Origin of the sequence: Bdellovibrio sp. HCB337, from assembly GCF_047302465.1 — a bacterium.
Classification (GTDB): domain Bacteria; phylum Bdellovibrionota; class Bdellovibrionia; order Bdellovibrionales; family Bdellovibrionaceae; genus JACMRP01.
The window spans coordinates 2,627,169-2,649,923 of the sequence record NZ_CP178621.1 but is presented as its reverse complement, the minus strand read 5'-3'; the positions used below and the strand labels follow the sequence as shown (position 1 = coordinate 2,649,923).

Here is a 22,755-nt window from a genome sequence, read left to right as displayed (position 1 = left end):
CTGTGATTCCTTTTCATAAATCGACATTAGACAATGGGATTCGGGTGCTGAGTGAACAGCACCCGAACTCTCGTGCTGTATCTATCGGGATTTGGGTGTTAACGGGAACTCGTGATGAATCCGCGGATGAGGGAGGAATCTCTCATCTTCTGGAGCACATGGTTTTTAAGGGCACTAAAACCCGCTCTGCTTATCAAATTGCAAAATCTTTGGAAGCTCTTGGGGGAGACCTCAACGCGTACACCACTCGTGAATACACTTGTTATCACGCTTTGGTTTTGAAGGATCATTGGGAGAAGGCTCTTGATGTACTTTGTGATTTGGTCAGCAACATGGAGATCACTGCCAATGATTTCCGTTTGGAAAAAGGCGTGATTCTACAAGAGATCGCAATGACGGATGATACTCCGGAAGAGTTGATCTATGACGTGCTGTTTGAAAAAGCGTATGCTGGGAATCCGGTATCAACGCCAATTCTGGGCACGGTCAAATCTGTGGCGAGTATGTCACAGAAAAAAGTGATGGATTATTACAAGTCTCGTTACACGGGTAAAAACATCATCGTCACGGCGGCTGGAAGCTTAGATCATAAGATCTTTGTTTCTAAAGTCGAAGAGAAGCTCGCGAAAAAGAAAAAAGCCAAGTTTTCTGCGAAACGTGAAAAACCACGTTGGAAAAAGGCTCGTGCAGTTCTCGAAAAATCTTCTGAGCAAACTCATATGCTGGTTGGTCTGCCAACGGCGAGTTTCCGCGATGACCAACGTTTTGAATCTTATATCGTGAATACTTTGTTGGGCGGAGGCATGACCTCAAAGCTTTATCAGAGCGTGCGCGAGAAGAAGGGCCTGGTTTATTCAATTCATAGCATGCTGAACACCTTTGTGGATTCAGGCGCTATGATGATTTACGCGGGCACTGACGTAAAGAGTGTTCGCAAAGTATCTGATATTATTTCGAAAGAGCTTCGTAAGCTTAAAAAAACCGGGGCTTCGGCTTCGGACGTGGAGCTTTTTAAGACTCAAGTCATTGGTAGCATTTTGCTGGGATCTGATGATATTGAAAACCGTATGACTTCGATCGCCGTCAACGAGATGGTTTTTGGCGAATACCGATCTGTAGATTCGGTGATTCAACAAATCCAAAAAGTGACTCGGGCTTCGGTGAACGAATTCGTTCGTAACGAGTTTGATACGGATAAGATTTCCGGCGTCCTTATGGGTGCGGGAGTCGACGATCTAAACTCATGGTGGAAAGATTTTGAGTTCTAAGAACTTATTGGGGGACATTCATGAAATCACTAACAGTAAAAATTAAAAAATTAGACAACTTCAAAGGCGAGCTTCCTCAATATCAATCTACAGGTGCGAGTGGCGTGGATGTGCGTGCACAATTGACGTCACCGATGACTTTGAAGCCAGGCGAAAGAGCGATGATTCCGACAGGCCTTAGCTTTGAAGTGCCAATGGGCTTCGAAATCCAAGCTCGTCCTCGTAGCGGTTTTGCGGCTAAACAAGGTGTGACTGTATTGAACACGCCGGGAACGATCGATGCTGATTACCGTGGTGAAGTGAAAATCATCGTGATCAACTTGGGCCAAGATCCTGTTTTGATCCAAGATCAAGAGCGCGTAGCTCAATTAGTAATTGCTCCCGTGATTCAAGCGCAGTTTGAATTGGTGGATGAGTTGTCCATGACAGAACGTGGAATCGGTGGTTTCGGTTCTACGGGCCGCGCCTAGGTACAATTCCTTGTTCATTTTCAGAACAGTTTGATTCCGTCGTAAAGTCTAGCTCAGGCGCTCCAGCATGTTATTTCTGACCCCTGCGGGTTAAAATAACAGCATCAGGAGTGCCCATGCCTAAATTTTCATTTTCTCTGGTATTAGTTGTTGGTCTTCTTTCTTCGCTTTCTGCGCAAGCAGACGGAGAACAGCGTAAGATGCTGGCTGAAAGATATTCTTTTGGTGAACTTCCATTTGAAAACGGAAAGTTTAAAAACGATCCCGTAGGCAATTATACCGTCGGTACCAATGAAGCCAAAACAAAAGCATCCTATGAATCCCAAGTGGGGTTTTCTCATCGTTTGGAATGGGTCACAGAAGAGATAGAGAATGATAATGTTCTTGCGATCTCTGAAGTAAGATTGAAGCCAGCGGTCGATACGGATGGGAAGCCAATCACAACCGTATGGTCGCGTACGACCACTATGATTGGAGACGAGCTACGTTCTATCACGACTTGCACGGGTGGCAGCAGAAAAGACAAAGAAGAAAAAGTAATGTGCGCGACTGCGACGAGAAGAGCCTGTGATCGCGTTTTAGCGGCGTACAATTCTGCAAAGGGCATGAATAGCATGAGTATGACAGACTCTGCGAAGGTTTCGAACTATTGCCAAGGCGTTTTGTTGGGCTATAAAAATATCGCAGAGGCTTTTGCCAAAGAGTCGCCGCAAGTAGGTGGTCGCCGTGAAGATGTTGCTGATGGCGACACGAAACGACTTACAAAGCTCATCAATAAAGCTACGAAAGATGCGGACTTGAAAGCGACAAACATCAATAATAGCACCTCATCCGCTGACGGCCTTGGAAAAACGGTTGAAAGTTTTGCAGCTTCCATGGACGGTTTGCAGACAATGCAAACGGCTATTGAATATTGCAATGACTCGAAGTCATTCTTCCGCGGCGGAAGCGCATCGGGCACTACTGGCGCCGCTCCAGCGGGTGCAAATAGAGCCACACAATAGTTAATGAAACATCTGTAAGATACGGACATCTCTCTTAATTGTCAGAAATTATATTTCCTTGTGCGGAAATGTAGACTTTATAGCCACCGCTGGTGGTTTCTTCGATTCTGTTGCTGTAATCGCCTGAAGAGCTTTGGATTTTGTAACCAGCCGCTGTTTTTTCATTCTGTGCGGAGCTTGAAACAAAACCTGCAAGTTGCGAGTTGTTGAATACCTTGCCGACCTCTCGAAGATCGAGAAGTTGCGCATCCATAGAACAACCACTGAGTAGAGTTAGGGCGGCGAGAGACATACTAAGATTTTTCACTCTGTTGAAGCTTTCCATCTTGTATAATAGATCGGCGGACGTGGCCGAGTCTAAAGGCAGATTTTCACAATGGGATGGAAATACGAGGCCAATTTATTTTTACACTATAGGGTCTTATTTACTTGTTGAAATGCGGACAAGAAAAACGTCTCAAATTAGTTGCTAGCAGGGATGGCCTGTTGTTGGGCCGCACGGTCTAAACGAGAAAGACTGACTTTGTTAGCGGCCCAAACAAGCATGACAATCGAGAATAAAACCACGCACAAGCGAATCGCACGGCGCTTTTCCATTTGAAAATTTTCAGTGAGTCCCACTGTCATCAACATAGCTGCAAAGGCAAAGCCGATCAGTGTGATTGGCGGTAAAAGACTTGAACCAATTTGTAAAATGAAAAAAGGAATGCTGGCGAAAACAGATAAGGTGAAAAGCTTTCGTGCAGACGCGGATCTCTTTTCAAAAACTTGGAAGTAGTAATACAAAAAGGCCGTCAACACAGACACCATGACCATCGAAACAATCGGAGTCAGGATGATGCCAGCAAGGATACTAAAGAAGCCTGGTTTGGTAAGGCCTGCGAGAACTCCAGAGGCCATGGCACACGAAACTTGCACCCAAACAAGGGTTTTCCAAGACCAGTCAGGAAGGCGCGCGATTTCTTGAATAGGGTGTTTTAAAAATTGCAGAATCGATTTTGCAACGTTCTTGATATGGGGGCCCAAGGCGGAAGCTTCACTGACGTCTCTCATATGAATAATATTGCAACATTATTGACCTAGAGTGGCAAGGACAAGTTCAAGAGCCATTTAAGATAAGAAGTCCTGTTCGCCTCTTTCTTGCATACGCTGCAAAAGCCATGAGCTGGCGTGAGGGAACTGCAGGCCTAGATCGTGAGCTGTTGGGAGCTTTAAAGAGCGACAAGCCCATGTATGAAGCCTATAAGCGAAAGCCAAAGCAATACTTGAAGGTTGGTCCTTGGAGGAAACGGCAGAGTCCTCTTTGAGAACAGTCAGGCTTGCGGTTTTTGCAGAGCTGTCGAACACTTCTTTAAGTTCCGAAGCCGTGAACTCATCGCAAATAAAATGATACTTAGTCGAGGTCTGGTCTTTGTTTTGAAGGAATTCGGTCATGCGACGAAGTCGCTCGGGGCCCCGCCAAGGAAGATGTAGAGTGAAAACATTGTAGCCATGTTCTGCGAGAACCTCTGGATACGCATTCCAATACTTTCGAAAATAGAAAATGCTACGAGGTCCAGTGATAAAGACAATCGGGTTGCGAGTCAGAAGGCAATTAGGTTTTAACTGAAAACGGTATTGACGATGTTCGCGGTAGAGATTTGTGATAAGTGCAAAAGCGAAAAATAAAAACGGCAGAAAAAGAAGGGGAAGGATTTGTTCCATCCCCTATAGTTTTACAAAGAAGTGTCTAAGCGCAAAGCAAAATCGACGGAATTTTTATCCGTGTTTTTGCCGAGAATAGAAGTGCGTCCGCCGACCTCTAAACCCAAACGGACATTTTTGTGAATCGAAGCCATTGCAGAAGCTCCTACTGTTAAAGAAGGCGTGAACTCGTTCACATTATAATTTTGTTGATCGTTGCTGGCTTGGATCAGGCGGCCCGAGAAGCCTGTAAACAAGTTAAGTTTCCAAAGGTTTACGATGTCGTTGGTAAAGCCCAGGCGGCCGTCCATTTGCAGAATCTGAAGATCTTCACGAGTAATTGAGCTGCCAGAGAAATTACGGAAAACACCTTCAGCATAAAGATTTGGAGAGTCTAAGTGCATGCTGCCAGCTACTTGTAAGCCGTTTTGAGATCTTTCTGAAGTTTTATGGCGGATATTCAATTGAGTCATGCTGTGCACGTAACCAACACCCAAAGAGATTGCTGAAAGAGGCGCTTTCTGCTTGCGTTCCACAGTAGATTTTTTGGTATTCAATTCGTTCACCAACTCTTCGTAAGTGACCTCTTGGTAGCCTTCATTGAGGTTTCCATAAGCCCAGACCATTGTAGAGGAGAGTTGAAGAAGCACGCTTGAAAAAATGAAAACGAAAATGTTCTTGTTTGTCATATAAACCAGTCTAGCAAATAAAAAGCGCGAATTGCAAAAAAAGCCCCTGGCTCTGGACTTTCACAGAGATCCCGAACGGTGGATAATGAATGAGTGGGGGCGAGATGTTGTTTTTAAAGTCTAAGACCAATTGCTATTGCGCTTTTTGTCGTACTCCACGCCGCATGTATTTAAAAAAGAACATTGGTTTTTTAAATGTCATGTATTCCTTCACAGCGGCTCTCGTTGTGATGTACGCATTTTGGCAAGAATTCGATCCGCGTTTTTTGGTCATCTTCGCTGTCTTTCTTGGGGTGACGGAAACATTCATTCAAATTCGCTGGCGCCTTTCGGTGTTTTGTAAGCAATGTGGTTTTGACCCAATTTTGTATGTGAAAAATCCTGAGGCTGCAGCGGACAAAGTCAGCGCGCATCTGCAAAAACGTCGCGACGATCCAAAGTTTTTATTGGCAAAGCCTTTGAATTTGCCGACCATCACTCCTGAAAAATCTCAAGCCTTGCAAAATAGAGACAAGAAGGGCTCTTTAGTCTCTCGTCAGGCCTAAAAAAAGATTGAGAAATGAAGCTGTGCGGATTACTCTGGCTTCACTATGAAAGCACTCATTATCATTCCAACGTACAATGAAAAAGAAAACATTCAAAATATCGTGCAGGCTGTGTTTGCACAAAATCTAGGCGTTGATATCCTTGTTGTGGATGATAACTCTCCGGACGGCACGGGGCAGATTGTTCAAGAGATGCAAAAGAGCCAACCAAAGCTGCATTTGCTGTCTCGCCCTGGAAAGCAGGGACTTGGTCGTGCTTACATTGCAGGTTTTAACTGGGGAATGGAACACGGCTTTGATGTGTTGACGGAAATGGATGCGGACTTCTCGCATCGTCCTGAAGACTTGGGCCCGCTTTTGGGGAAACTGAAAACTCATGATTTTGCAGTGGGCTCTCGCTATGTCGAGGGTGGTCGCACTGTGAACTGGGGACTCATGAGAAAAATTATTTCTCGTGGTGGCGGTATCTACTCTCGTCTGATTTTGGGCTTTCCATTGAATGATTGGACCGGCGGTTTTAACTCTTGGAAAAAAGAAGTTTTGCTTGGAATTGATCTGAGTACCGTGACCTCTAATGGTTACAGCTTCCAAATTGAACTTAAATACAAAGCTTTGAAAAAAGGATTTAAAGGAGCTGAGTCTCCGATTGTTTTCGAAGACCGCCGTGTAGGACATAGCAAGATGTCTTTGAAAATTGTGATCGAAGCTTTCTATCGTGTTTGGCTGATGCGATTTAAATAAGCATGAAAATTTGGACGTACCTTGTATACATGATTTTGATTTTTGTTGGAGTGAGTGCTCAAGCTCAGTCGCAAAAAGCTATAGTCGTTAATCAGGGCGCACTCGTATACAAAGATGCTGACTTTGACGCCGAGGTCGTGGGTCAGCTCAAAGCCGGTCAAGTCTATGATGTTTCTCTGAAGCAAAAAGGTCCTTTCTATAAAATTCGTTTAAAACCCGGATTGACGGGATGGATTGCCGACAATGACATCCGCCTGAGCAAAGGTGGCAAAGCCGCGGCAGCCAAGACTCCAGAGAAGGACGCAAAAAAAACCGACAAACCCGCTGATGATAAAAACTCCTTCCTCGAGAAAAAGCGTGTGAAGTCGTTCTATTCAAGCCGCTATCGTGGACCGATTTTGGCGTATTTGAGTTATGCCGAGAACACCATGGGAAAAGTTCGTACGTCTAATATGCCTTTTTATGGCGTGAGAGTTGCGGGCCCTAACACTATGTTCAGTGGTGATTTTAGAACAGATGCAGAGTTCTTATTTCACTTTGGGGCTCCTAAGTACTACGAGAAGGGGACAGGGTATCCAGCGAACGGTTGGGTCTTCCTAACAGACTTCACTTTTGAAACTGCTTCTCCGCAAAGCAAGTGGCACATGCTGACTTATGGTTTCGGCCCCATGTTTAAATACACGCACTACGAGGTGACTCTTCTTCAAAGCGGTAAAGAGGTTTCTTACAGCTTGGATGACATGACCTTAGGGGCGGTTTTTGACCTTGGTCTTCACTTTAGAATCGCTAACACCTACGCGCTGCGTTTTAACGTTAAGTACTACTGGGAAAAGACCCAATATTGGGGCGGCGCCTTCACTTTTGGTTTTCCTTTTTAAGCCCCTCGCGGTACTGAATTTCTATGTCCATTCAGTTATTGCCTCCTGAAGTTGTCGATCAAATCGCCGCTGGTGAAGTGGTGGAAAGACCCTCCCATCTTGTTAAAGAGTTGGTGGAAAATAGTATTGATGCGGGTGCGACTTCGGTCACCGTAGAATTCGCCGATGGCGGCCGTTATGTGAAGGTCGTTGATAACGGGAAGGGTATTCCTCCAGAAGAGTTGCCAAAAGCTCTAGAGCGATTTGCGACCAGCAAGATTTCAAAAAGTGATGACCTGTGGAGTTTACGTACCTTCGGCTTCCGCGGTGAAGCTTTGGCTAGTATCGCGGCGGTCAGTAAGTTGAATCTAACCTCACGTACACCAGAGAGTACACAAGCGCATCAGCTCTTAAGTGAGTTCGGTAAAAAAACAAGTGTCGATCCGGTAGGTGGCTCTGCGGGGACGTCTATTACAGTGCAAGAGTTATTTGGTAACGTTCCTGCTCGTTTGAAATTTTTAAAGTCAGATGCTGCCGAAGCCACACAAATTAAAACTACCTTGAAGGCCTTAGCGTTGGCTCACGCGGATGTTGAGTTCCGCATTTACGAAAAAAATGAACTGGCGTTTTTCTGGCCAGCTTGTAAATCCCGCAAGGACCGTGTGGAGCAAATTCTTGATGTAAAGCCTATGTATGATGGGCATGCTCAGCGCGAGAACGTAACGGCTTATGCTGTTTTTGCAGATCCTCACCAGGTTGCGAAGACGGGTAAAAACATTTGGCTTTTTGCTCAGAATCGCTGGGTTCAAGATCGAAGTATGCAGGCAGCGGTCATGGAAGCATTCAGAAATCTTCTTATGCACGGGGAGTATCCGATTGCTGCCGTTTGGGTCGAAATTGATCCTGAATACATCGACGTCAATATTCATCCGACTAAATCCCAAGTGAAGTTTCATAACCCGTCATTGGCTTTTAGAGCCGTGCAGGCAGCCGTTCGCGATACACTTGAGAAGGCTCCATGGGTACCGCAAGGGAAAGCACCGGGCGTGGCTCTGCCGCTGCCAGAGTTGGATTTGCATGCCTCGGCGATGGCGAGTGCTACACAGGCCGCTTTTTCCCATCAGGATTTTCAAGTAACTCAGTTTAAGAAAAAAGAATTTCCGCTTCAGATGGCGGTCGAACAGGCCGAGCAACGTCGTGAAGCTTTAGAGACCTTGCACACGGATGAATCAAATCCTTTTGTTCGCCGAGTTGAGCAGGCTGTCAATCCGGCACCTCAATATGCAGGTGCAGAGGCTCGAGATGTTTCGACGTCAATGCCGACAGAGGCACCAAAATATTGGTCGTCTTTGGAGGTATTGGGGCAAGCTAATTTGACTTACATCATTTGTCAGTCTCGCGATAAGTTGGTCTTCGTCGATCAGCATGCGGCTCACGAACGTGTTGTATTTGAACGACTGATGACTGCTTGGCGTGGCGGAAAAATGGAAGTGCAGGAATTCTTATTCCCGCTTGCCGTTGATTTGACACCGGATAAGGTAGAAGCTTTGCAAAATCTTTTCCCAGATCTTGAAAAGCTCGGAGTTTTTGTCGAGGTCTTAGGGCCAGGCACTGTCGGCGTAAAGGCGGCTCCTAGTCTTATCAAAGAATCTGTGATGAGCTCTGTTCTAGATAAAATGGCGACCGAGGCTTTAGATCTTGGCGGCAGCTTCCGCATGGAAAAAGTTATTGGTGATCTTTGTGCCACGATGGCTTGCCACTCGGTGGTTCGCGCAGGCCAAGCTCTCAGCACAGAGCAAATGAAAAATCTTTTGAGTGAAATGGACGACTTCCCACTTTCAAGTTTCTGTCCTCATGGTCGTCCAGTTTCTGTCGAGTATCCTTACGCTAAGCTTGAAAAAGACTTCGGGCGAATCGTTTAATGAAGACACTGAAGCCAGTTGTTTTTGTGGTAGGAACGACGGCCTCTGGAAAAAGCCAGTGGGCTCTGGATATGGCAAAGCAAGTCTCGGGCTCTATTATCAATTGCGATAGTGTTCAGCTCTATAAATCCCTCAATATTGGTGCTGCTAAACCGACCACGGAAGAAATGGTCCAGGCGCCGCACTATTTGTACGACTACGTCTCAGCGGGTGAGAGTATGACGGCCGGTAATTACACGCGGGACTTTTTTACCTGTATGGATAAGTTGCCTATGGAAAAGCCGGCTTTTGTTGTTGGCGGCACCGGCTTTTATTTTCAAGCCATTGAAAAAGGTATGTATCCAGTTCGGCAAACGCCGCCTGAGATTCAAAAAGAAATCGCCGACATTTTGACAACGGAAGAAGGAGCAAAAAAGCTTTTTGAAGAGTTTCAGCGTTTTGATCCTGAAGCTGCTCAAAAAATTCATCCCCAAGATCACTATCGTTTGGGACGTGCAATGGAGCTGATCCGTGCCGAAGGTAAAAGCCTGACACAGATCCAAAAAGAATTTGCTGATACCCAAGCTCCTTTTCCTTATCCGTTATTAAAGATCGGACTACGCTGGGATCGTGAAGTGCTCAAGGAGCGCGTGAAGTTACGTACGCAAAAGATGTTGGATGCAGGACTTATTCAAGAGGTGAAAGACTTAGTCGCTCGAGGGTATGGCGAGTGGTCCGCTTTGCAAAGTGTCGGTTATAAAGAAGTTCTTGAGTACTTACGTGATGGTAAATCTGAACAATGGCTCTTTGATGAAATCGTTCAGAATACTATGGGACTTGCAAAAAGGCAGAGAACTTGGTTCCAGCGTGATCCCAACATTCACTGGTATGACGGAGCCACGGGTTTTGACGAAGCGATGGATCGAGTTCACAAATTCCTGGAGGAAGTGTGAGCAAGGGTAAACTCTATGCTTTAACCGTCATGGGAGTTTTTGCAGTTCTTCAGTTGTGTGCAGCCATCTCTGAAAAAGAAATGTTTCCTCTAAGTCCTTTTGCGATGTATTCGCGTCTTTACGACGCTCAAGATTTACGAATATTGCGTATTACTTGTGCGAAACCGCCTATGCCTAAAGAGAGATTTATTTCTGAATTCGATCTATTCCGTCCGGAAGGGGATTACATCTCAGATTTAGGGGATTTTTTATATTCGGATTTGCCTCTTTCCGAGCCAGGACGTCAGTTTGCTGCAACTATTCTGGCGCCTTTGCACGAGTATTTAAAAGACCAATGTGCGAGTTTAAAGGTGTATCGTTACACTTGGAAGCAGTTCACAGGACAAAAAAGATTTAAGCCAGATCAGAAAGAGCTGATCTTCGAGACCTCGCTATGAAATTGAATTCTTGGTTTTTTCGCGAAGAAGGCAATTCGATTTTGTCGACCTTTAAGTCGATCTTGTGCCTGTACCTGCTTCTTTTTCATAGCACGCCAAGTGATTTTAATTTGTACGGAACTGGTGGAGCCCACACTCCCGTTGGGTTTTTTCATATTCTTCCTCAGCTAACGAGCCAGGGATTCTTGCAGGTTCTGTCGTTTGTGTTTCAAGCAAGTCTTCTTCTTGGCACTATTGGTGTTTTGACGGGACCAAGTCTTTTGGTGGCGGCGGTGTCAGGTGCCTATGTTCTTGCAAATCACTATAATTACGGAACTGTCGGACATGGGACTACTCTGATTTACACTTGTTTGCTGGTTCTGGCGCTGGTTCCTTGGTCTGCGTGGAAAAGGGACTATAACGGAATTCATGCGCGCTGGCCCATTGCCTTTTTGAAGTGCTTTATTGTCGCAAGCTACTTTATTGCAGGATTGCAGAAATTGCGCTTTTCAGGATTTGAGTGGGCGTGGTCCGAGAATCTCGCGATTTACATGTTTCAGATTTCTAGTACGCTTGCTGGCCAGATTTTGTTGGAACTCCCTCCAGTGGTGCTGCGAAGCCTTGCGCTCTTTGCATTGTTGGTCGAGCTGCTATCGCCGTTAGCATTGTTATCGCGCCGAAGTGGTTATGTATTCGTATTTTTATGGGCTTCATTACATTTCGGAATTCAGCTGACGATGGGACACCACAAGGGGTTCTTATCGCAGATTCCTTGCTTACTCGTTTTTTGCGAAGGCCTTCTTTTATTCGCAGGTAAACATGCCCGCTTGCAGTGGGGGCGGCTGGTAAAAGTCCGATAAAATCAAAAAGTCGAAGTGCTTACCTAAAGACTTCACCATATTTTCTAAAGAATTTGCCTCTAAGTACGCGCGGTCCAAGTTAGTTATGCGTAGATCGGTCGCTGGCATTGGCGGATTGCGCAGGAATTTTTGGCAGTTTGTAGGGAAGAGTTTATTCTCGGATAAATACTTATTGTAGAAAGCTTTATCCTCGGGACGAAGTACAGATTTTTCAGTAATAGCCTGTATTGCTCGTGGTCGGTCATAGGCGAAAACTTGAGGGTAGGGATCGAGCATAATGTCCACATTTTGGAAATGTTTTTTGAGTGGAGCCAAGAACTCGTAAAATTGCGGCATATTTACAACAGTGGCGTAATCAAAATAAGTCTGTAGAACACCATCACGTGTTAAGCATTTTTTAGCTAAGGCAACGAATTCATCACTGTAAAGCTTGCTGGCATTAAAATTCGAAGGATATGTCGAAGTATTAAAAATCAGATCATAAGTTCCTGGTTTGCAATCCCTGACGAAAGAAAAGCCATCCTTCATATGGATATGTAAATCGTCGCGCTCGCCAAGATTATTATTGTACTCTTTCAGAATTTTTAGATTATCAATCACCGTCGGAGATATTTCCACCATGTCAGTTTTTTGGCTAAGAGCCGAAACTGCCCAAGCAGCTTGGCCGCTGCCAATTCCGATTACCAGAGATTGTCCAAGGGGGCGATCAAAATATTTGGATCCAGCAATACCTACCATCATCTCAAGCCCAGACCAAACATCGTGTGAAAAGTGTCCATCTACAACATACATTCGCTGTGAAGGATTTTCTTTTTGCGTCTGTTCTGGCCACGGGGTGGGACTGTCTTTGAGTTTGCGGGTGACCAAAGCGATGCTAGAAAGCGCGTGTGAATAAACAGCGACGTCTGTCATCTCAATCATGTGGCGTTGGTCTTTAGCGATTCTATTCAGATACAAAAAGTCTTTTTGTTCTTTTTGAAAAGCCCAAGGACTTAAAAGAATCAAAGCGCAGATAGCGACAACACCCATAGTTTTTTTAGGGACCTTGGCAAGAAAAACGAAACCCAGAACCATGCTTATCATAACAGCAGTAGTCATATATGGGCGGTGCCAAAAATGTGGGGCCATCAATCCACCCAAAGCAAATCCTAGGATGTTTCCAAAGCTTGCAAAAAGATTTAAACCGCCGCTTGCCTGATCGACGTCTAAGCTTTCTGAAAGGCGAGAAGTTTCATTGACGAAAATCAAACTTGAGATAAAAACAGGCAGGGTTAAATAAAGAGCGAGCAGCAAAGAAACTAAAAAATAATTTTCCATGCTACCAGAGAATAAATCAGTAATAGAGACAGGCAGAACTGAAAAGCTTCCTTGTTGAAATAAAAAAGCAAAGGCCATTGTTAGAAACAAAGCCGAGCGAGATATTTTTTGAATCTTTTTAGAGACAAGCCCCGCCAAACTCATCCACACGAAGATGGATGTTGAGATCATGGTGGCGTGTAGGCGAAATGCTTCGGTCAACGCATTCTGAGTTTTGATCGCCCAAAGGACTCCGTAGAAACTCAAGCTTGAAGCTAAAAAAACAGTGAGTGCTGAAAGGCCATAGTTGCGAAACCAAAGCGCGATACTTTCAGCTTTAAAGTCCTTGGCCTGGACATGAAAAGCACCGGCTCGGAAATACTTCAACAAAACGAGCCCCAAGGTGATTTGACAAAGACCCAAAAACAAAAGTGAGTTCTTCACAGAGCCGGCATGAACAAAGTACCACTCAAAAGCAATAAGCCCAATGATAGCGCCCCAATGATAAAGTCCATAGATAAGACCAAAGCGAATTTGGCGTAAGTAATAGCTGTACAGTGGAATGTGTGTTCCTAAAGCCAGTGCTGGAGGTAAAAGACCCAGGATCACCAACCACAAGGGAAGATCCCACTGATAAAAGGGACCTGATAGTAAAAAACAAAGTAGCAACGAGTAGAGACCTGTGCAGAGTTCAATCCAAGGTAAAAAACGTCTCAATCTGTAACCGTGATAACTGCCGAGAGCTGAGCCAAGGATGAAGGTCAGCATGACTGCCATAAAGGTTGTATAAAGGTCTCCAACAGTCATAGAAACAACTTTTTGGAAAACCGTTTGGGCTGATAGGTTGATCAATCCTGAGAGAATAGCTAAGTAAATCATGCTCTCTCAGGTTGAGACTCCTGGACGTCGATGTCAAACCAAACTCGAACTAGCTTAGTCGCAGTTTTTTGGGATGGCTCCGCAAGTACCTGAATTGGTAAAATAGGCTTGGCCATTCGTACAAATTTTGTATTTGGTGGTGGAGTATATATTTCCGTTTTTTGCGCCGGTGCTGCGGCGACATCTGTACGTGGTGTCACTGCACCAACTGCCGCAAGCCGCAGTCGTCGAACCAGCTGGCGGGGTGCCGGAAGCCACTGGTGATGAAGGAGTCGGAGAGCCAGATGGATTAGCCGCAACAGGAGTTGGAGTAGGTACTGGTGTTGGTGCCGTACAATTCGACGCAGAAACGTGAAGCTGTCCATTACCACACTTGATAGTGATGGTCCCGGCATTCACAGCGATGCCATCACTTGAGATCAAAGTGGGAGTCACCGACGTGCAATTGTAAGAACGAGTTTCATTGTGGTTAAGTTCGTTAACTCTAATTTCAGAAACGCCCGTAGTATTGGGGCTTTGAAAATGTGTATTCAGCTTTACAGCTCCATCGCGGCAGTGAAGGGTGCCGGCGCCGTAAGTTAAAACACTTGCAGCAGCTGGAGCTTCTGCCGGAGCAGCCGTGCCGTCCTGGTTATACTTTTTTCCTGTATTCAGATTCAAAGTAGATTTTCGTTCTTGAGAGGGATCTTCTGGTTTAACCATTCGGGATTCCCAGCGATTACGACTACCGCTTCGGGCCATCGTGGAAAGGCTCACAGCGACGAGGCCACCTGCAATAGCAAATAGAAAAATGCCTTTAAGCGTTTTCTGTTTCATAGGTCCCCCACGACGTCCTTACTACTATGGTTCCTTGTTTTTACAGAACTGTAAATGGCCATAGTGTCTCTTATTTATACTGATTTTTAAAATCGTTCGCTTTGATTCCAGGAGTGAGTGTCCTGACTTAAGACTTAGGGCTCGAAAGAGGTTTGTTTAGCCATTCTCAAAATGAAACAAAAAAGAAGGGACTCGATTGAGTCCCTTCTTTGCAATGATGGTTATCTAAATTTGCACTAATAGCAGCCAGTAGGCTGAGCTCCACAGGCTCCAGAGTTGGTGAGGAGGACCTGACCGCTTTGGCAACGTCTATACGGTATCGTGGTTGTCTGGTTTTTACCAGCCTGACGTCTGCATGTATAGACCGTATCACTACACCAGCTTCCGCAAGCAGCGACAGAATAACCTGCAGGTGGAGTTGGAGTTGCTGATGGGGTTGCTGTCGCTGTAGCAGTTGGTGAAGGTGCCGGCGTTGGAGTTGGCGCGGTACAGCTCGACGCTGCCACATGCAGCTGACCGTTTCCGCACTTCACGGTGATCGTGCCGCCATTCACAGCATTGCCAGTTGAGTTCGTGAGTGTTGGAGAGATATCAGTGCAGTTAAAGACTCTAGTGGCATTGTGATTCAACTCAACAATTTTAATCTCAGACACGCCCGGGCTGTTAGGGTTGTCAAACTGAGTGTTCAGTTTAAGAACAGCATCGCGACAGTGGAGTGTGCCTTCACCGTAAGCGATAACATCTGCAGGAGCTGGAGTCTCAGCCGGAGCGGCCGTACCGTCCTGGTTGTACTTCTTTCCTGTATTCAGATTCAAAGTAGATTTTCGATCTTGAGATGAGTCATCCGGCTTAACCATCCTGGATTCCCAGCGGTTCCCGGAACCTCGTCCTAGCGTGGAAATACTTATTCCGACGATTGTTAAGGTGATCATCCCCAACGAGAGGATTTTAAAATTAATTTTCTTCATTCGGCCCCCAAAAAATAAAAAATGCTTAATATTCCTTCAATGTTTTTAAGGCACACCCGTCAAGAAAATATCCCATACCGAGCCTTTAACAATGTTTCCTTTTTTGTCTTTATAACTAAACTCACCAGGACCCAAAATTTTGCCAGAGTTGCCGGCAAAACGAGTCGCATTGATATAAGTCAAAGAAATCGAACTCACGCCCATGTCGGAGATTTTTTTGACTTCACTCTTTTGGCAACGTCCGTCGCCGTTTTTATCATTCCAGAGTTTTAGCGAAGAGAAGACCTTGTCTTTTTCATCAATGATGTTGTCTTTATTGCTATCGTAAAATGCAAGGTTCTTAAAACCATCTTCGAAGCCGTTGATGTCACCGAAGAGCTCGCTGCCATTGTCGATCTTACCATTCTCATCTTTATCCAAGGCTAAGAAGAAAGTTTCTTCCTTGAAGTCCGGCCAAGAAATCTTAGGAGGACCCTTTGGAAGCTTCAAGTCGCTCGTGTAAAGAGGAAAGTGCGAGTTCTTGCTGATGCCTGGCGGATTCTCTGGCACGGCAAACTTCAAAACAAGAGGCGAGAAGTAACCACCGCAGAATCCGTTTTCTCCGGGGAAGCCTGCCATGATTTTGATTTGCTTTCCGTTCTCAGAAGCATACCAAGTGATACCTGCAGTGAGGGGGCCACTCCAGCCCATGAATTGCTGTGGCGGAGTTCCCTCGGGCAACTCTTGATCGAATTGGATACTTTTAATCAAATTGGTTTTACCATCAAGATCTGTCAGTTTTCCAAAGTCCTCTTTCGCCGAAAGCAGATCTAAGCCGATCGCACGAGTTCTCTTCATGGCGACGCGGATATTGCTGTCCCGGATATGTGCAGTAAATTTATCTGTAACGGTCGCACCTTCAGGATCAGTACTGACTGTTGAGGTCGGTGTTAGATCCATATTTAAAGACTCTGTTTTTGAAATCGCCGTAGCCGGGAATTTGATACGGAACCACTTATAGCTTCTATCTCCTGCTTGATATTGAATTTTAGCAATAATATTAGATGCGGGGCTAACAGGGTTTGAAACACCACGTAGGTTTGTGCCGTAGCAATACACTGTGATGTCCATGTTGGTCGTGTCGCCGTTACTGCGGCTTATGCTCATTTGCGAGTCCACGACGACGTCATTCATATTAGGGCCAGACAATGGTAAAATGCTGATATCCGACGTGCTTGTTGTTGTCGGTGCAGCTTTAGTTGTTGTGGATTGAGCAAAGCTCTGATTTCCCACAAGTGAAAGACCCAGCGATAATGTTAGAAGCTTATTTGATGCTAATCTCATTTTTGGATCTCCATGCTGATAAGTGGAAGAGTGACGGATTTCCTTTTGAACTCCACTGATCTGATTTTTTCTGCAACAGAGACTTCTTCCTTAAAGCCTGCAGGGCTCCATTTCTGCATGTATAGGTCGACATATCCGGCAGGATAAGTGCTATTAGCACGCATTTCAAAACGTGTGAGTTGCGCCGGTTCAATTTTTACAAACGGAGAGGCTCCACCCACTACTGGTAGAGTTCTGAAGAATTGGTCAATAGAGGTGTAAGTCGCTTGAGTTACTGGGTGGAAATTTAAAATTCCCACAGTCGCTTCGCCGTTAAAGAGAGGCACCAAGTCGTCTCCCACTACTTTTGTCACAATAGATGCAGTACGTGGAGGCGTCATCAGGTTGATGGTGTTATTTGCGAGCACCGGACGTAGATAGGTCGGGCAGGTGAGAATAAAGATTTTTCCAGGTGCCCAGCGGTTTTCAAAATACTTGGTCATTAGTTTTACGTTGGCCATCTTACCACTATCATCCGAAATAAGTGGAATTGAGTTAATACCGCGATAGCGGATTGTTCCATCTAATCTGATATCCGCTGGTGAAGAGAGCTCTTCGTAGGCGTGCATCGGATCATAGCTCATGGAGTTGAAGTCGCCTTCCTCCGTAGCGATAAGATAGAAACGCTTATTGGGATTCGCTGCTGTCATCGTAAAGCTACGTTCGCCAGCCGTGCCAAAAACGCTTTGAGGCATGTCCGGATAGTAATCGAAGAAATTACGATTATTATCGTCCGTCATATTGAGGCGATTGAAGCTCAAGCTTGATTTCTTCAAAATATTCATCGCCATGATGCTGAGAACTGCCATTTGGCTTTCATCCGCGGACTCTTTTTCGTACCTAGTCATACGGGTGATGAAGTCATTGATGAACATAGTATTGCCCAAGATCACGAAAGTCATGATCCCAATGGTCACCATGATCTCGATGACACTGAAGCCTTTTTGGTTTTGACCTACTTTACGGTGATAAAGTAGCTGAAGTTTTGCTTCCACTTTGCCTCCGCATCAGTGCTCACTGCCAAAAATTTAACTTCGTAAACGTTACGAACAATCATACTAGGAATAATAATATAACCAACATAAGCCTGGCAGCGAATGACTGTGGTTTTGCTTGCGCACTCGCTTCTTTGCACAATGCCGTTGTTCGCTATGGCCAACGGTAATTTTGCAGGATCCAATAATTCTTTTTCTTTTGTATTGCTATTGTCGAAACTTACCTGAAATAGGGATAAGTTAAAACGAATGCTCTCGGCCATCGCGTGGATTGCATCCCCAGCGACACGACGAAGCTTCATCTGGTTATGCAAACGCGCCAGGAAGCTGATGTAGCTAGCAATACAAGCAGCTGTAATCGAGCCGATAAGCAATGCTATAAGTACTTCTAGGAGTGTAAAGCCTTTTTTATCCATTACATCCCCTTCGTACGGCCAATTTCTTTAATCAGGAAGCGAGTCATGGCCCGTTTACAACTCACTTTCACTTGTCCTTGTTGAACGCCGCAATCTGGATCGACCGTTGTCCACTTAAATGGATCCGCAGTTCTGAGACTGACAGGATTACAATTGTAATGTGTTAAAGCAGAAATCGCTCCAATATTTGGCATCCACATAGGTGGTAAGCTTGGGTTCGAGCAATTTAGCAAAACCCCTTTTTTATCTTTACCAAGAACACGCGCTTGGCGCATTTCATAGACAGATTGAGGATGGTAGATGGTGCTCCAGCGAATGCCAGCTTGATACGCCGATGGCGCAATATCTACGGCTCCCGCAATGAAGGTGCCAATGATACGTAAAGGAGTTGCACGTGGTTTGATCGTGAGTTTTTCACAACCATAGAAGCCAGTTACGAAATTCGCACTAGCTTCGATACTGCACTCTTTCCATAGGGAGGTGATTCTAAATGTCGGATAGACACCACCTGCTGGGTTGTAAAGACTTGAACCTGAATCGAAGAACAAAGTACCGTTGTTGTATCCATTTGGTTTATTGTCAGGGTCAAAGCTCCACGCATGGCGGGATTGGTCTGCAAACGACACTGACCAATCCGCTGAAGGGAATGAAGTATAGAATGCATCGGTGCTTCCGGGAACGGTCATGCAGCGTGCATCAAACGCACTCCAATCGGTGCCGGCGCCATCAGGCGGTTTTTGGAGAGGATCATAAATCGGCATACGAGTGGGATCGTCCACAAGCATGTTGTTATTGAACCAAGTTCCAGCAGTTTGGCGATAAATATCGAAAACGCCGGCGCCTGTTTTGTAGAAGGTGAATCCGTTAAGTTTGTAAGGACCCATTACAGGGTGAGTCGAGAGATTGTTACGAATGTTCTGTGTATAGTTATATCCATAGTCCATGCCCTCGACCACAAACTTCACAGAGCCTTGAGTAAGAACTGTGCCGGAAAGATAAGGGCCTATATTAAGAGAACCTGGATTTCCGAAGTTCACATCCAAGTTTACCTGATTGAATTGGTCTTTGCCGTTAACTTGGTGTGCTTTTGTGGTGACGGTGATCACAGAGTTGCCTGGGCCCGTAGGGTAAAGCTCGATTTGGCCATCACGAGGCAAGAAGAAGGTGTTGAAGAACACTTCATTCTTACCAGATGCTGGGCTTACGAGGCCTTCATAGATCACCTTTACTTTTAGGACAGCGCCGCCATTCCAGTCATTCACTTTACCTGCGACATTAACCCCAGGAACATTGGTTGCGATTTCCGTAGAATCGCCGCCAGAATCTGGGAATTGTTCAATTAAGTTATCGATATTTCCGATATTCAAAGAGAGGTCGAATCTGTTAGGACCTGGAGAACTGTTGAAGCGACTATAAAGTTGAGTGTCTCTCGTTATTGAGAGGTCAAAAGATGCCATCACGCGCTTACGGCACAGTTCGAAGTCCGTTGGTGGAGTGCCGAGATTGATATTAAAAAGTTTATCTAAACCGGCATCGCGTTCTGGGTCCAACTCAAAACCCGCTAAGAGTCCCGAGAATGAAGTCAGATCATGATTATACATATTATTGGCGCCACCAGCATCTGGCGGGTTAAAGAGTGTTTGACCCGTGCCTTGATATACAAGACCGCCGCCGATAACAACTTTGTCCAAGAAGACCACGTTGGTCATGGCTTGTGATGCTGATTGAACCTTTGCAGGCAAGTGCACGTTGCCGTTCACGTAGATTGGGCTTTCAAAGCGAAGGCCCGCAGTGCTTGAAGCGGCCACACGGCCAAATGCCACATCGCCGTTGTTTACAGATGGTGGTTGGTTGATCCCCAAATAAAGATTGTTAGGTAAGATCAAACCAAAATAACTGAGCTCGCGAGGATACACGACAACTTTGGATTGAAGCTCCAAATCTTTATAAGCGCTATTCGGGTTTGCGACTAGTTTAATATGAATACGAAGGGGAACTTCGCGTCCTTTGTTGGTAGAAATTGCCGAGTCGTCGCGTTCAACTGTGAATATCACAGTATTGTAGTTAGTGCCTGTAGGCTTCACGATCCCAAAAAGCGGATGGCTTTCAGTGACTGAGGCCAAATTCACGCTTTGGGTGATTTTTCTCAAGCGAGTGGCTTCAACGGGCATTGGGTGCGGAGTTTTTGACGTCGATAGGAAAATCAAAGTCTCGTCACTCAAAAGAAGGCGAATCGTGTTGCGTGCATGATGAAGATCGCAGGCATTATCTTGAACCCAAGTTGGAGAGAAGCACCAGCTTTGTTTGATTCCGTTGATGGTATACGCGAAGAGACCGTCAAGAACGATACGATGATCCATTTTATTGGAAGAAGACATGACCTGGCCGATACGGCTTTGGATCCAAATTGCAGAGAGCATAATCATCACGCAGACGAAAACGCTCATGCCCAAGGCTGTTAAAAGAACAGAGCCTTTGACTTGTTGCAATCGACGGTCAGATTGGCGACTTGACGTGTGGTTAGCCATGTAGATCACCTTAAAATTTGTTACTTTCCCCAGACAATATTATCGGCTATGTTCCACTAGAGAGCCAGAAATAAGTGCTTTAAATTCCTAATGATTCAACTATTGCTCCTAATTGGGGAACGGAGTGAGTAGAATTTTGGGAAGAATTGTTTCACAAAGAGACAGCTCTCTATGACTATGGACCAGAATGAGATTCATGTTCGAGGATGTTTACGAATGTGAATGAGTTCACTTGACGTCACTAAAAGCGATTTTCATACTGGAGAGAATTATGAAAAGCATGACTGGATACGGCACCTCGAAGACCCAACAAAAAGATCTCACCATTGAAGTTAGCATTCGTGCTGTGAACGGGCGTTTTTTAGATACGCGCTTTCATTTGCCTCGGGAGTTTGTTCCTTTCGAGGCAGATCTTAAGAAAATTCTCAGCGAAAAAATTCTTCGTGGGACTGTCGATGTTTTTGTAAATCGTCGCAACAAAGCAGTTCATGAAGCGGCGGAAGTGCGTGTGAATGAGGCTTTGGCGAAAAAATATCTTCAAGCTTTTCAGAAAATTTCAAAAGCCACCAAGCTTTCTGCCAATGTTCACTTGGAAGTTTTAGCAAAAATGCCGGATGTAATTCAGGTCGAAGAAAAGCACGAAGTTTCCACTCAGGAAGAAAAACTTTTGAAAGCGGTTTTTGCCAAAGCTTGTGCGGATTGCGTGAAAGAGCGTGAGCGTGAGGGTAAGTTTTTGCAAAAAGAACTCGAGCGTTTGGCTCATGACTTGGAAGTGCAAGTCGCCGTGGTCAGCAGTTTGCGTGAAGACGCTAACCGCCATTTGCAAGAGCGTTTTGAACAGAAAATCGGGGCCCGTTTAAAAGGCCAAGAGCTCGATCCGCAGCGTTTGACTCAAGAAATTGTGATTCAGCTTGAAAAAGCCGATATTAATGAAGAGCTGGTGCGTCTGAAAGAGCATCTGAAAAACTATAAAGATCTGTTGAAAAGTGCTCAGGCGGAAGGCAAAAAGCTCGATTTTTATACTCAAGAATTGCTTCGAGAAGTAAACACGATCGGTTCAAAGTCTCAAGTAGCCAAGATCACTCAGGCTGTGGTAGAAGCTAAAACACTTATCGAAAGACTTAGAGAACAGGTACAGAACGTAGAGTAATGTGACTGAATGAAGACGAGAATGATCATTGTCGCAGCTCCAAGCGGGGCGGGCAAAAGCAGTTTTGTGGAACGAGCTTGTCGCGAGGAAAAACGCCTCGAGGACACGGTGACCTATACCACAAGATCTATGCGCAAGGGCGAAAGCCAGGGGCATCCCTATCATTTTGTCACTCGCGAAGAGTTTGAAGTGAAAATCAAAGAGAACTTCTTTGTCGAGTGGGCTCAAGTGCACACCAACCTGTACGGAACCCCTTATTATCAGCTGGAGAACGCGTGGCTGCAGGGGAAATGCATCATTATGGACGTGGACGTTCAGGGGGCGGCGACTTTTAAGGCCAAGTACCCGGATGCAGTTTCGATCTTTATCCTTCCACCAAGTATTGATGAGCTGCGTCGTAGGATTGAGAAGCGTGATGGCGGCCTCCCGGCGGACATTGAGGTTCGTATGGCCAATGCTTTGAAAGAGACTCAGCAGGCTTCCAAGTTCGATTATCAGATCGTAAATGATAATTTTGAACACTCTTACGCGGAATTTAAAAAAATCATTGAAGAATTGGTGTCTTAGAGATACCTTGTCCCCTTTCGGAGGCAAAAAATGGCTCGCGTTACCGTAGAAGATTGCTTGAACAAAGTTCCAAATCGTTTCGCTTTGGTTTTGATGGTTTCAAAACGCGCAAAGCAATTGCTTAAGGGCTCTGAGTGCACAGTTGCAGCTCGTAACAATAAATACATCGTCAGCGCGCTTCGTGAAGTTGCAGCTGGTAACGTAGGTTATGACAACCACATGGATCCGGCGACTCTGCACAATGAAATCGAAAGAGATCTGAACAAGTAAGACTCTTAACTTAAAGTAAAATTCAAAAACCCGATGAGCTTTCACTCATCGGGTTTTTTATTGTCTTGAGTCCTACAAACAAACCTCTTTAGGTCTAAAGTCCTAAATGTCCGAAAATACG

General features: G+C 45.3%; 24 protein-coding genes. 13 read left to right on the top strand and 11 right to left on the bottom strand.

The annotated features are described in order from the left end of the window. The first annotated feature begins 44 nt into the window (after positions 1-44). The 3 genes from ACLWBB_RS12770 (at position 45) to ACLWBB_RS12760 (ending at position 2,742) form a co-directional block, all read left to right on the top strand. Positions 45-1,268: a M16 family metallopeptidase gene (locus tag ACLWBB_RS12770; RefSeq protein WP_413287913.1), complete on the top strand. Its 1,224-nt coding sequence runs from the start codon at positions 45-47 to the stop codon at positions 1,266-1,268. A gap of 20 nt (positions 1,269-1,288) precedes the next feature. After that, complete coding sequence (gene dut / locus ACLWBB_RS12765) at positions 1,289-1,738, top strand: dUTP diphosphatase (protein ID WP_413287912.1); 450 nt, start codon at positions 1,289-1,291, stop codon at positions 1,736-1,738. Positions 1,739-1,854: 116 nt separating this feature from the next. Further along, positions 1,855-2,742, top strand: coding sequence for a hypothetical protein (locus ACLWBB_RS12760; RefSeq protein WP_413287911.1), 888 nt, complete (start codon positions 1,855-1,857; stop codon positions 2,740-2,742). Positions 2,743-2,776: 34 nt separating this feature from the next. On the opposite strand, the gene ACLWBB_RS12755 is transcribed toward ACLWBB_RS12760, so the two are convergent. The 4 genes from ACLWBB_RS12755 to ACLWBB_RS12740 form a co-directional block, all read right to left on the bottom strand. Next, entirely contained in the window at positions 2,777-3,034 is a 258-nt protein-coding gene (locus tag ACLWBB_RS12755; RefSeq protein WP_413287910.1) for a hypothetical protein, read from the bottom strand. A gap of 170 nt (positions 3,035-3,204) precedes the next feature. Further along, the gene (locus ACLWBB_RS12750; protein WP_413287909.1) at positions 3,205-3,795 is read right to left on the bottom strand and encodes a Yip1 family protein; all 591 of its coding nucleotides are present in this window, start codon (positions 3,793-3,795) and stop codon (positions 3,205-3,207) included. A gap of 57 nt (positions 3,796-3,852) precedes the next feature. Further along, positions 3,853-4,446, bottom strand: coding sequence for a hypothetical protein (locus ACLWBB_RS12745; RefSeq protein ID WP_413287908.1), 594 nt, complete (start codon positions 4,444-4,446; stop codon positions 3,853-3,855). A gap of 11 nt (positions 4,447-4,457) precedes the next feature. Then, positions 4,458-5,114, bottom strand: coding sequence for a hypothetical protein (locus ACLWBB_RS12740; protein ID WP_413287907.1), 657 nt, complete (start codon positions 5,112-5,114; stop codon positions 4,458-4,460). Positions 5,115-5,218: 104 nt separating this feature from the next. On the opposite strand from ACLWBB_RS12740, the gene ACLWBB_RS12735 reads away from it, so the two are divergent. From ACLWBB_RS12735 to ACLWBB_RS12705, 7 genes are read left to right on the top strand one after another with little or no spacing between them, the layout of a single operon-like run. Then, the gene (locus ACLWBB_RS12735; protein WP_413287906.1) at positions 5,219-5,659 is read left to right on the top strand and encodes a hypothetical protein; all 441 of its coding nucleotides are present in this window, start codon (positions 5,219-5,221) and stop codon (positions 5,657-5,659) included. Positions 5,660-5,704: 45 nt separating this feature from the next. After that, positions 5,705-6,400 (top strand): polyprenol monophosphomannose synthase, encoded by a 696-nt coding sequence (locus tag ACLWBB_RS12730; RefSeq protein WP_413287905.1) that lies wholly within the window; start codon positions 5,705-5,707, stop codon positions 6,398-6,400. Positions 6,401-6,402: 2 nt separating this feature from the next. Then, positions 6,403-7,278 (top strand): SH3 domain-containing protein, encoded by an 876-nt coding sequence (locus ACLWBB_RS12725; RefSeq protein WP_413287904.1) that lies wholly within the window; start codon positions 6,403-6,405, stop codon positions 7,276-7,278. 23 nt (positions 7,279-7,301) lie between these two features. Next, complete coding sequence (gene mutL / locus ACLWBB_RS12720; protein ID WP_413287903.1) at positions 7,302-9,179, top strand: DNA mismatch repair endonuclease MutL; 1,878 nt, start codon at positions 7,302-7,304, stop codon at positions 9,177-9,179. Beyond that, a complete protein-coding gene (gene miaA / locus ACLWBB_RS12715) occupies positions 9,179-10,111 on the top strand; it encodes a tRNA (adenosine(37)-N6)-dimethylallyltransferase MiaA (RefSeq protein ID WP_413287902.1) in 933 nt (310 codons plus the stop codon). Before mutL ends, miaA begins: the two co-directional genes overlap by 1 nt. After that, positions 10,108-10,548 carry a hypothetical protein gene (locus ACLWBB_RS12710; protein WP_413287901.1) on the top strand — a complete coding sequence of 147 codons (441 nt, stop codon included), beginning with the start codon at positions 10,108-10,110 and terminating at the stop codon, positions 10,546-10,548. The genes miaA and ACLWBB_RS12710 overlap by 4 nt, the downstream gene beginning before the upstream one ends. Further along, complete coding sequence (locus ACLWBB_RS12705) at positions 10,545-11,387, top strand: hypothetical protein (RefSeq protein WP_413287900.1); 843 nt, start codon at positions 10,545-10,547, stop codon at positions 11,385-11,387. The genes ACLWBB_RS12710 and ACLWBB_RS12705 overlap by 4 nt, the downstream gene beginning before the upstream one ends. On the opposite strand, the gene ACLWBB_RS12700 is transcribed toward ACLWBB_RS12705, so the two are convergent. The 7 genes from ACLWBB_RS12700 to ACLWBB_RS12670 all read right to left on the bottom strand — a co-directional run bounded on the left by ACLWBB_RS12700 (position 11,331) and on the right by ACLWBB_RS12670 (position 20,647). After that, positions 11,331-13,562 carry a spermidine synthase gene (locus ACLWBB_RS12700; protein WP_413287899.1) on the bottom strand — a complete coding sequence of 744 codons (2,232 nt, stop codon included), beginning with the start codon at positions 13,560-13,562 and terminating at the stop codon, positions 11,331-11,333. The two genes, ACLWBB_RS12705 and ACLWBB_RS12700, sit on opposite strands and share 57 nt — an antisense overlap. Before the next feature lie 54 nt (positions 13,563-13,616). Then, the gene (locus ACLWBB_RS12695; RefSeq protein ID WP_413287898.1) at positions 13,617-14,378 is read right to left on the bottom strand and encodes a hypothetical protein; all 762 of its coding nucleotides are present in this window, start codon (positions 14,376-14,378) and stop codon (positions 13,617-13,619) included. A gap of 236 nt (positions 14,379-14,614) precedes the next feature. Then, the gene (locus ACLWBB_RS12690; protein WP_413287897.1) at positions 14,615-15,346 is read right to left on the bottom strand and encodes a hypothetical protein; all 732 of its coding nucleotides are present in this window, start codon (positions 15,344-15,346) and stop codon (positions 14,615-14,617) included. A gap of 45 nt (positions 15,347-15,391) precedes the next feature. Then, positions 15,392-16,669, bottom strand: coding sequence for a hypothetical protein (locus ACLWBB_RS12685; protein ID WP_413287896.1), 1,278 nt, complete (start codon positions 16,667-16,669; stop codon positions 15,392-15,394). Further along, a complete protein-coding gene (locus ACLWBB_RS12680; protein ID WP_413287895.1) occupies positions 16,666-17,703 on the bottom strand; it encodes a type IV pilus modification PilV family protein in 1,038 nt (345 codons plus the stop codon). The genes ACLWBB_RS12685 and ACLWBB_RS12680 overlap by 4 nt, the downstream gene beginning before the upstream one ends. Continuing rightward, on the bottom strand, positions 17,664-18,119 hold the full coding sequence (locus ACLWBB_RS12675; protein ID WP_413287894.1) for a type IV pilus modification PilV family protein: 456 nt from the start codon (positions 18,117-18,119) through the stop codon (positions 17,664-17,666). Before ACLWBB_RS12675 ends, ACLWBB_RS12680 begins: the two co-directional genes overlap by 40 nt. Then, positions 18,119-20,647, bottom strand: a complete 2,529-nt coding sequence (locus tag ACLWBB_RS12670; RefSeq protein ID WP_413287893.1) for a hypothetical protein — start codon at positions 20,645-20,647, stop codon at positions 18,119-18,121. The genes ACLWBB_RS12675 and ACLWBB_RS12670 overlap by 1 nt, the downstream gene beginning before the upstream one ends. Positions 20,648-20,918: 271 nt before the next feature. On the opposite strand from ACLWBB_RS12670, the gene ACLWBB_RS12665 reads away from it, so the two are divergent. The 3 genes from ACLWBB_RS12665 to rpoZ are packed head-to-tail and all read left to right on the top strand — an operon-like array spanning position 20,919 to position 22,634. Further along, positions 20,919-21,797, top strand: a complete 879-nt coding sequence (locus tag ACLWBB_RS12665) for a YicC/YloC family endoribonuclease (protein WP_413287892.1) — start codon at positions 20,919-20,921, stop codon at positions 21,795-21,797. Positions 21,798-21,806: 9 nt separating this feature from the next. Next, positions 21,807-22,364: a guanylate kinase gene (gmk, locus tag ACLWBB_RS12660; RefSeq protein WP_413287891.1), complete on the top strand. Its 558-nt coding sequence runs from the start codon at positions 21,807-21,809 to the stop codon at positions 22,362-22,364. 30 nt (positions 22,365-22,394) lie between these two features. Then, on the top strand, positions 22,395-22,634 hold the full coding sequence (gene rpoZ, locus ACLWBB_RS12655; protein ID WP_413287890.1) for a DNA-directed RNA polymerase subunit omega: 240 nt from the start codon (positions 22,395-22,397) through the stop codon (positions 22,632-22,634). Positions 22,635-22,755: the final 121 nt, after the last annotated feature.

Coding starts and splice junctions, on each gene's coding strand:
- dut (WP_413287912.1), top strand. CDS start 1,289: ATGAAATCACTAACAGTAAAAATTAAAAAATTAGACAACTTCAAAGGC.
- ACLWBB_RS12760 (WP_413287911.1), top strand. CDS start 1,855: ATGCCTAAATTTTCATTTTCTCTGGTATTAGTTGTTGGTCTTCTTTCT.
- ACLWBB_RS12755 (WP_413287910.1), bottom strand. CDS start 3,034: ATGTCTCTCGCCGCCCTAACTCTACTCAGTGGTTGTTCTATGGATGCG.
- ACLWBB_RS12750 (WP_413287909.1), bottom strand. CDS start 3,795: ATGAGAGACGTCAGTGAAGCTTCCGCCTTGGGCCCCCATATCAAGAAC.
- ACLWBB_RS12745 (WP_413287908.1), bottom strand. CDS start 4,446: ATGGAACAAATCCTTCCCCTTCTTTTTCTGCCGTTTTTATTTTTCGCT.
- ACLWBB_RS12740 (WP_413287907.1), bottom strand. CDS start 5,114: ATGACAAACAAGAACATTTTCGTTTTCATTTTTTCAAGCGTGCTTCTT.
- ACLWBB_RS12735 (WP_413287906.1), top strand. CDS start 5,219: ATGTTGTTTTTAAAGTCTAAGACCAATTGCTATTGCGCTTTTTGTCGT.
- ACLWBB_RS12730 (WP_413287905.1), top strand. CDS start 5,705: ATGAAAGCACTCATTATCATTCCAACGTACAATGAAAAAGAAAACATT.
- ACLWBB_RS12725 (WP_413287904.1), top strand. CDS start 6,403: ATGAAAATTTGGACGTACCTTGTATACATGATTTTGATTTTTGTTGGA.
- mutL (WP_413287903.1), top strand. CDS start 7,302: ATGTCCATTCAGTTATTGCCTCCTGAAGTTGTCGATCAAATCGCCGCT.
- miaA (WP_413287902.1), top strand. CDS start 9,179: ATGAAGACACTGAAGCCAGTTGTTTTTGTGGTAGGAACGACGGCCTCT.
- ACLWBB_RS12705 (WP_413287900.1), top strand. CDS start 10,545: ATGAAATTGAATTCTTGGTTTTTTCGCGAAGAAGGCAATTCGATTTTG.
- ACLWBB_RS12700 (WP_413287899.1), bottom strand. CDS start 13,562: ATGATTTACTTAGCTATTCTCTCAGGATTGATCAACCTATCAGCCCAA.
- ACLWBB_RS12695 (WP_413287898.1), bottom strand. CDS start 14,378: ATGAAACAGAAAACGCTTAAAGGCATTTTTCTATTTGCTATTGCAGGT.
- ACLWBB_RS12690 (WP_413287897.1), bottom strand. CDS start 15,346: ATGAAGAAAATTAATTTTAAAATCCTCTCGTTGGGGATGATCACCTTA.
- ACLWBB_RS12685 (WP_413287896.1), bottom strand. CDS start 16,669: ATGAGATTAGCATCAAATAAGCTTCTAACATTATCGCTGGGTCTTTCA.
- ACLWBB_RS12675 (WP_413287894.1), bottom strand. CDS start 18,119: ATGGATAAAAAAGGCTTTACACTCCTAGAAGTACTTATAGCATTGCTT.
- ACLWBB_RS12670 (WP_413287893.1), bottom strand. CDS start 20,647: ATGGCTAACCACACGTCAAGTCGCCAATCTGACCGTCGATTGCAACAA.
- ACLWBB_RS12665 (WP_413287892.1), top strand. CDS start 20,919: ATGAAAAGCATGACTGGATACGGCACCTCGAAGACCCAACAAAAAGAT.
- gmk (WP_413287891.1), top strand. CDS start 21,807: ATGAAGACGAGAATGATCATTGTCGCAGCTCCAAGCGGGGCGGGCAAA.
- rpoZ (WP_413287890.1), top strand. CDS start 22,395: ATGGCTCGCGTTACCGTAGAAGATTGCTTGAACAAAGTTCCAAATCGT.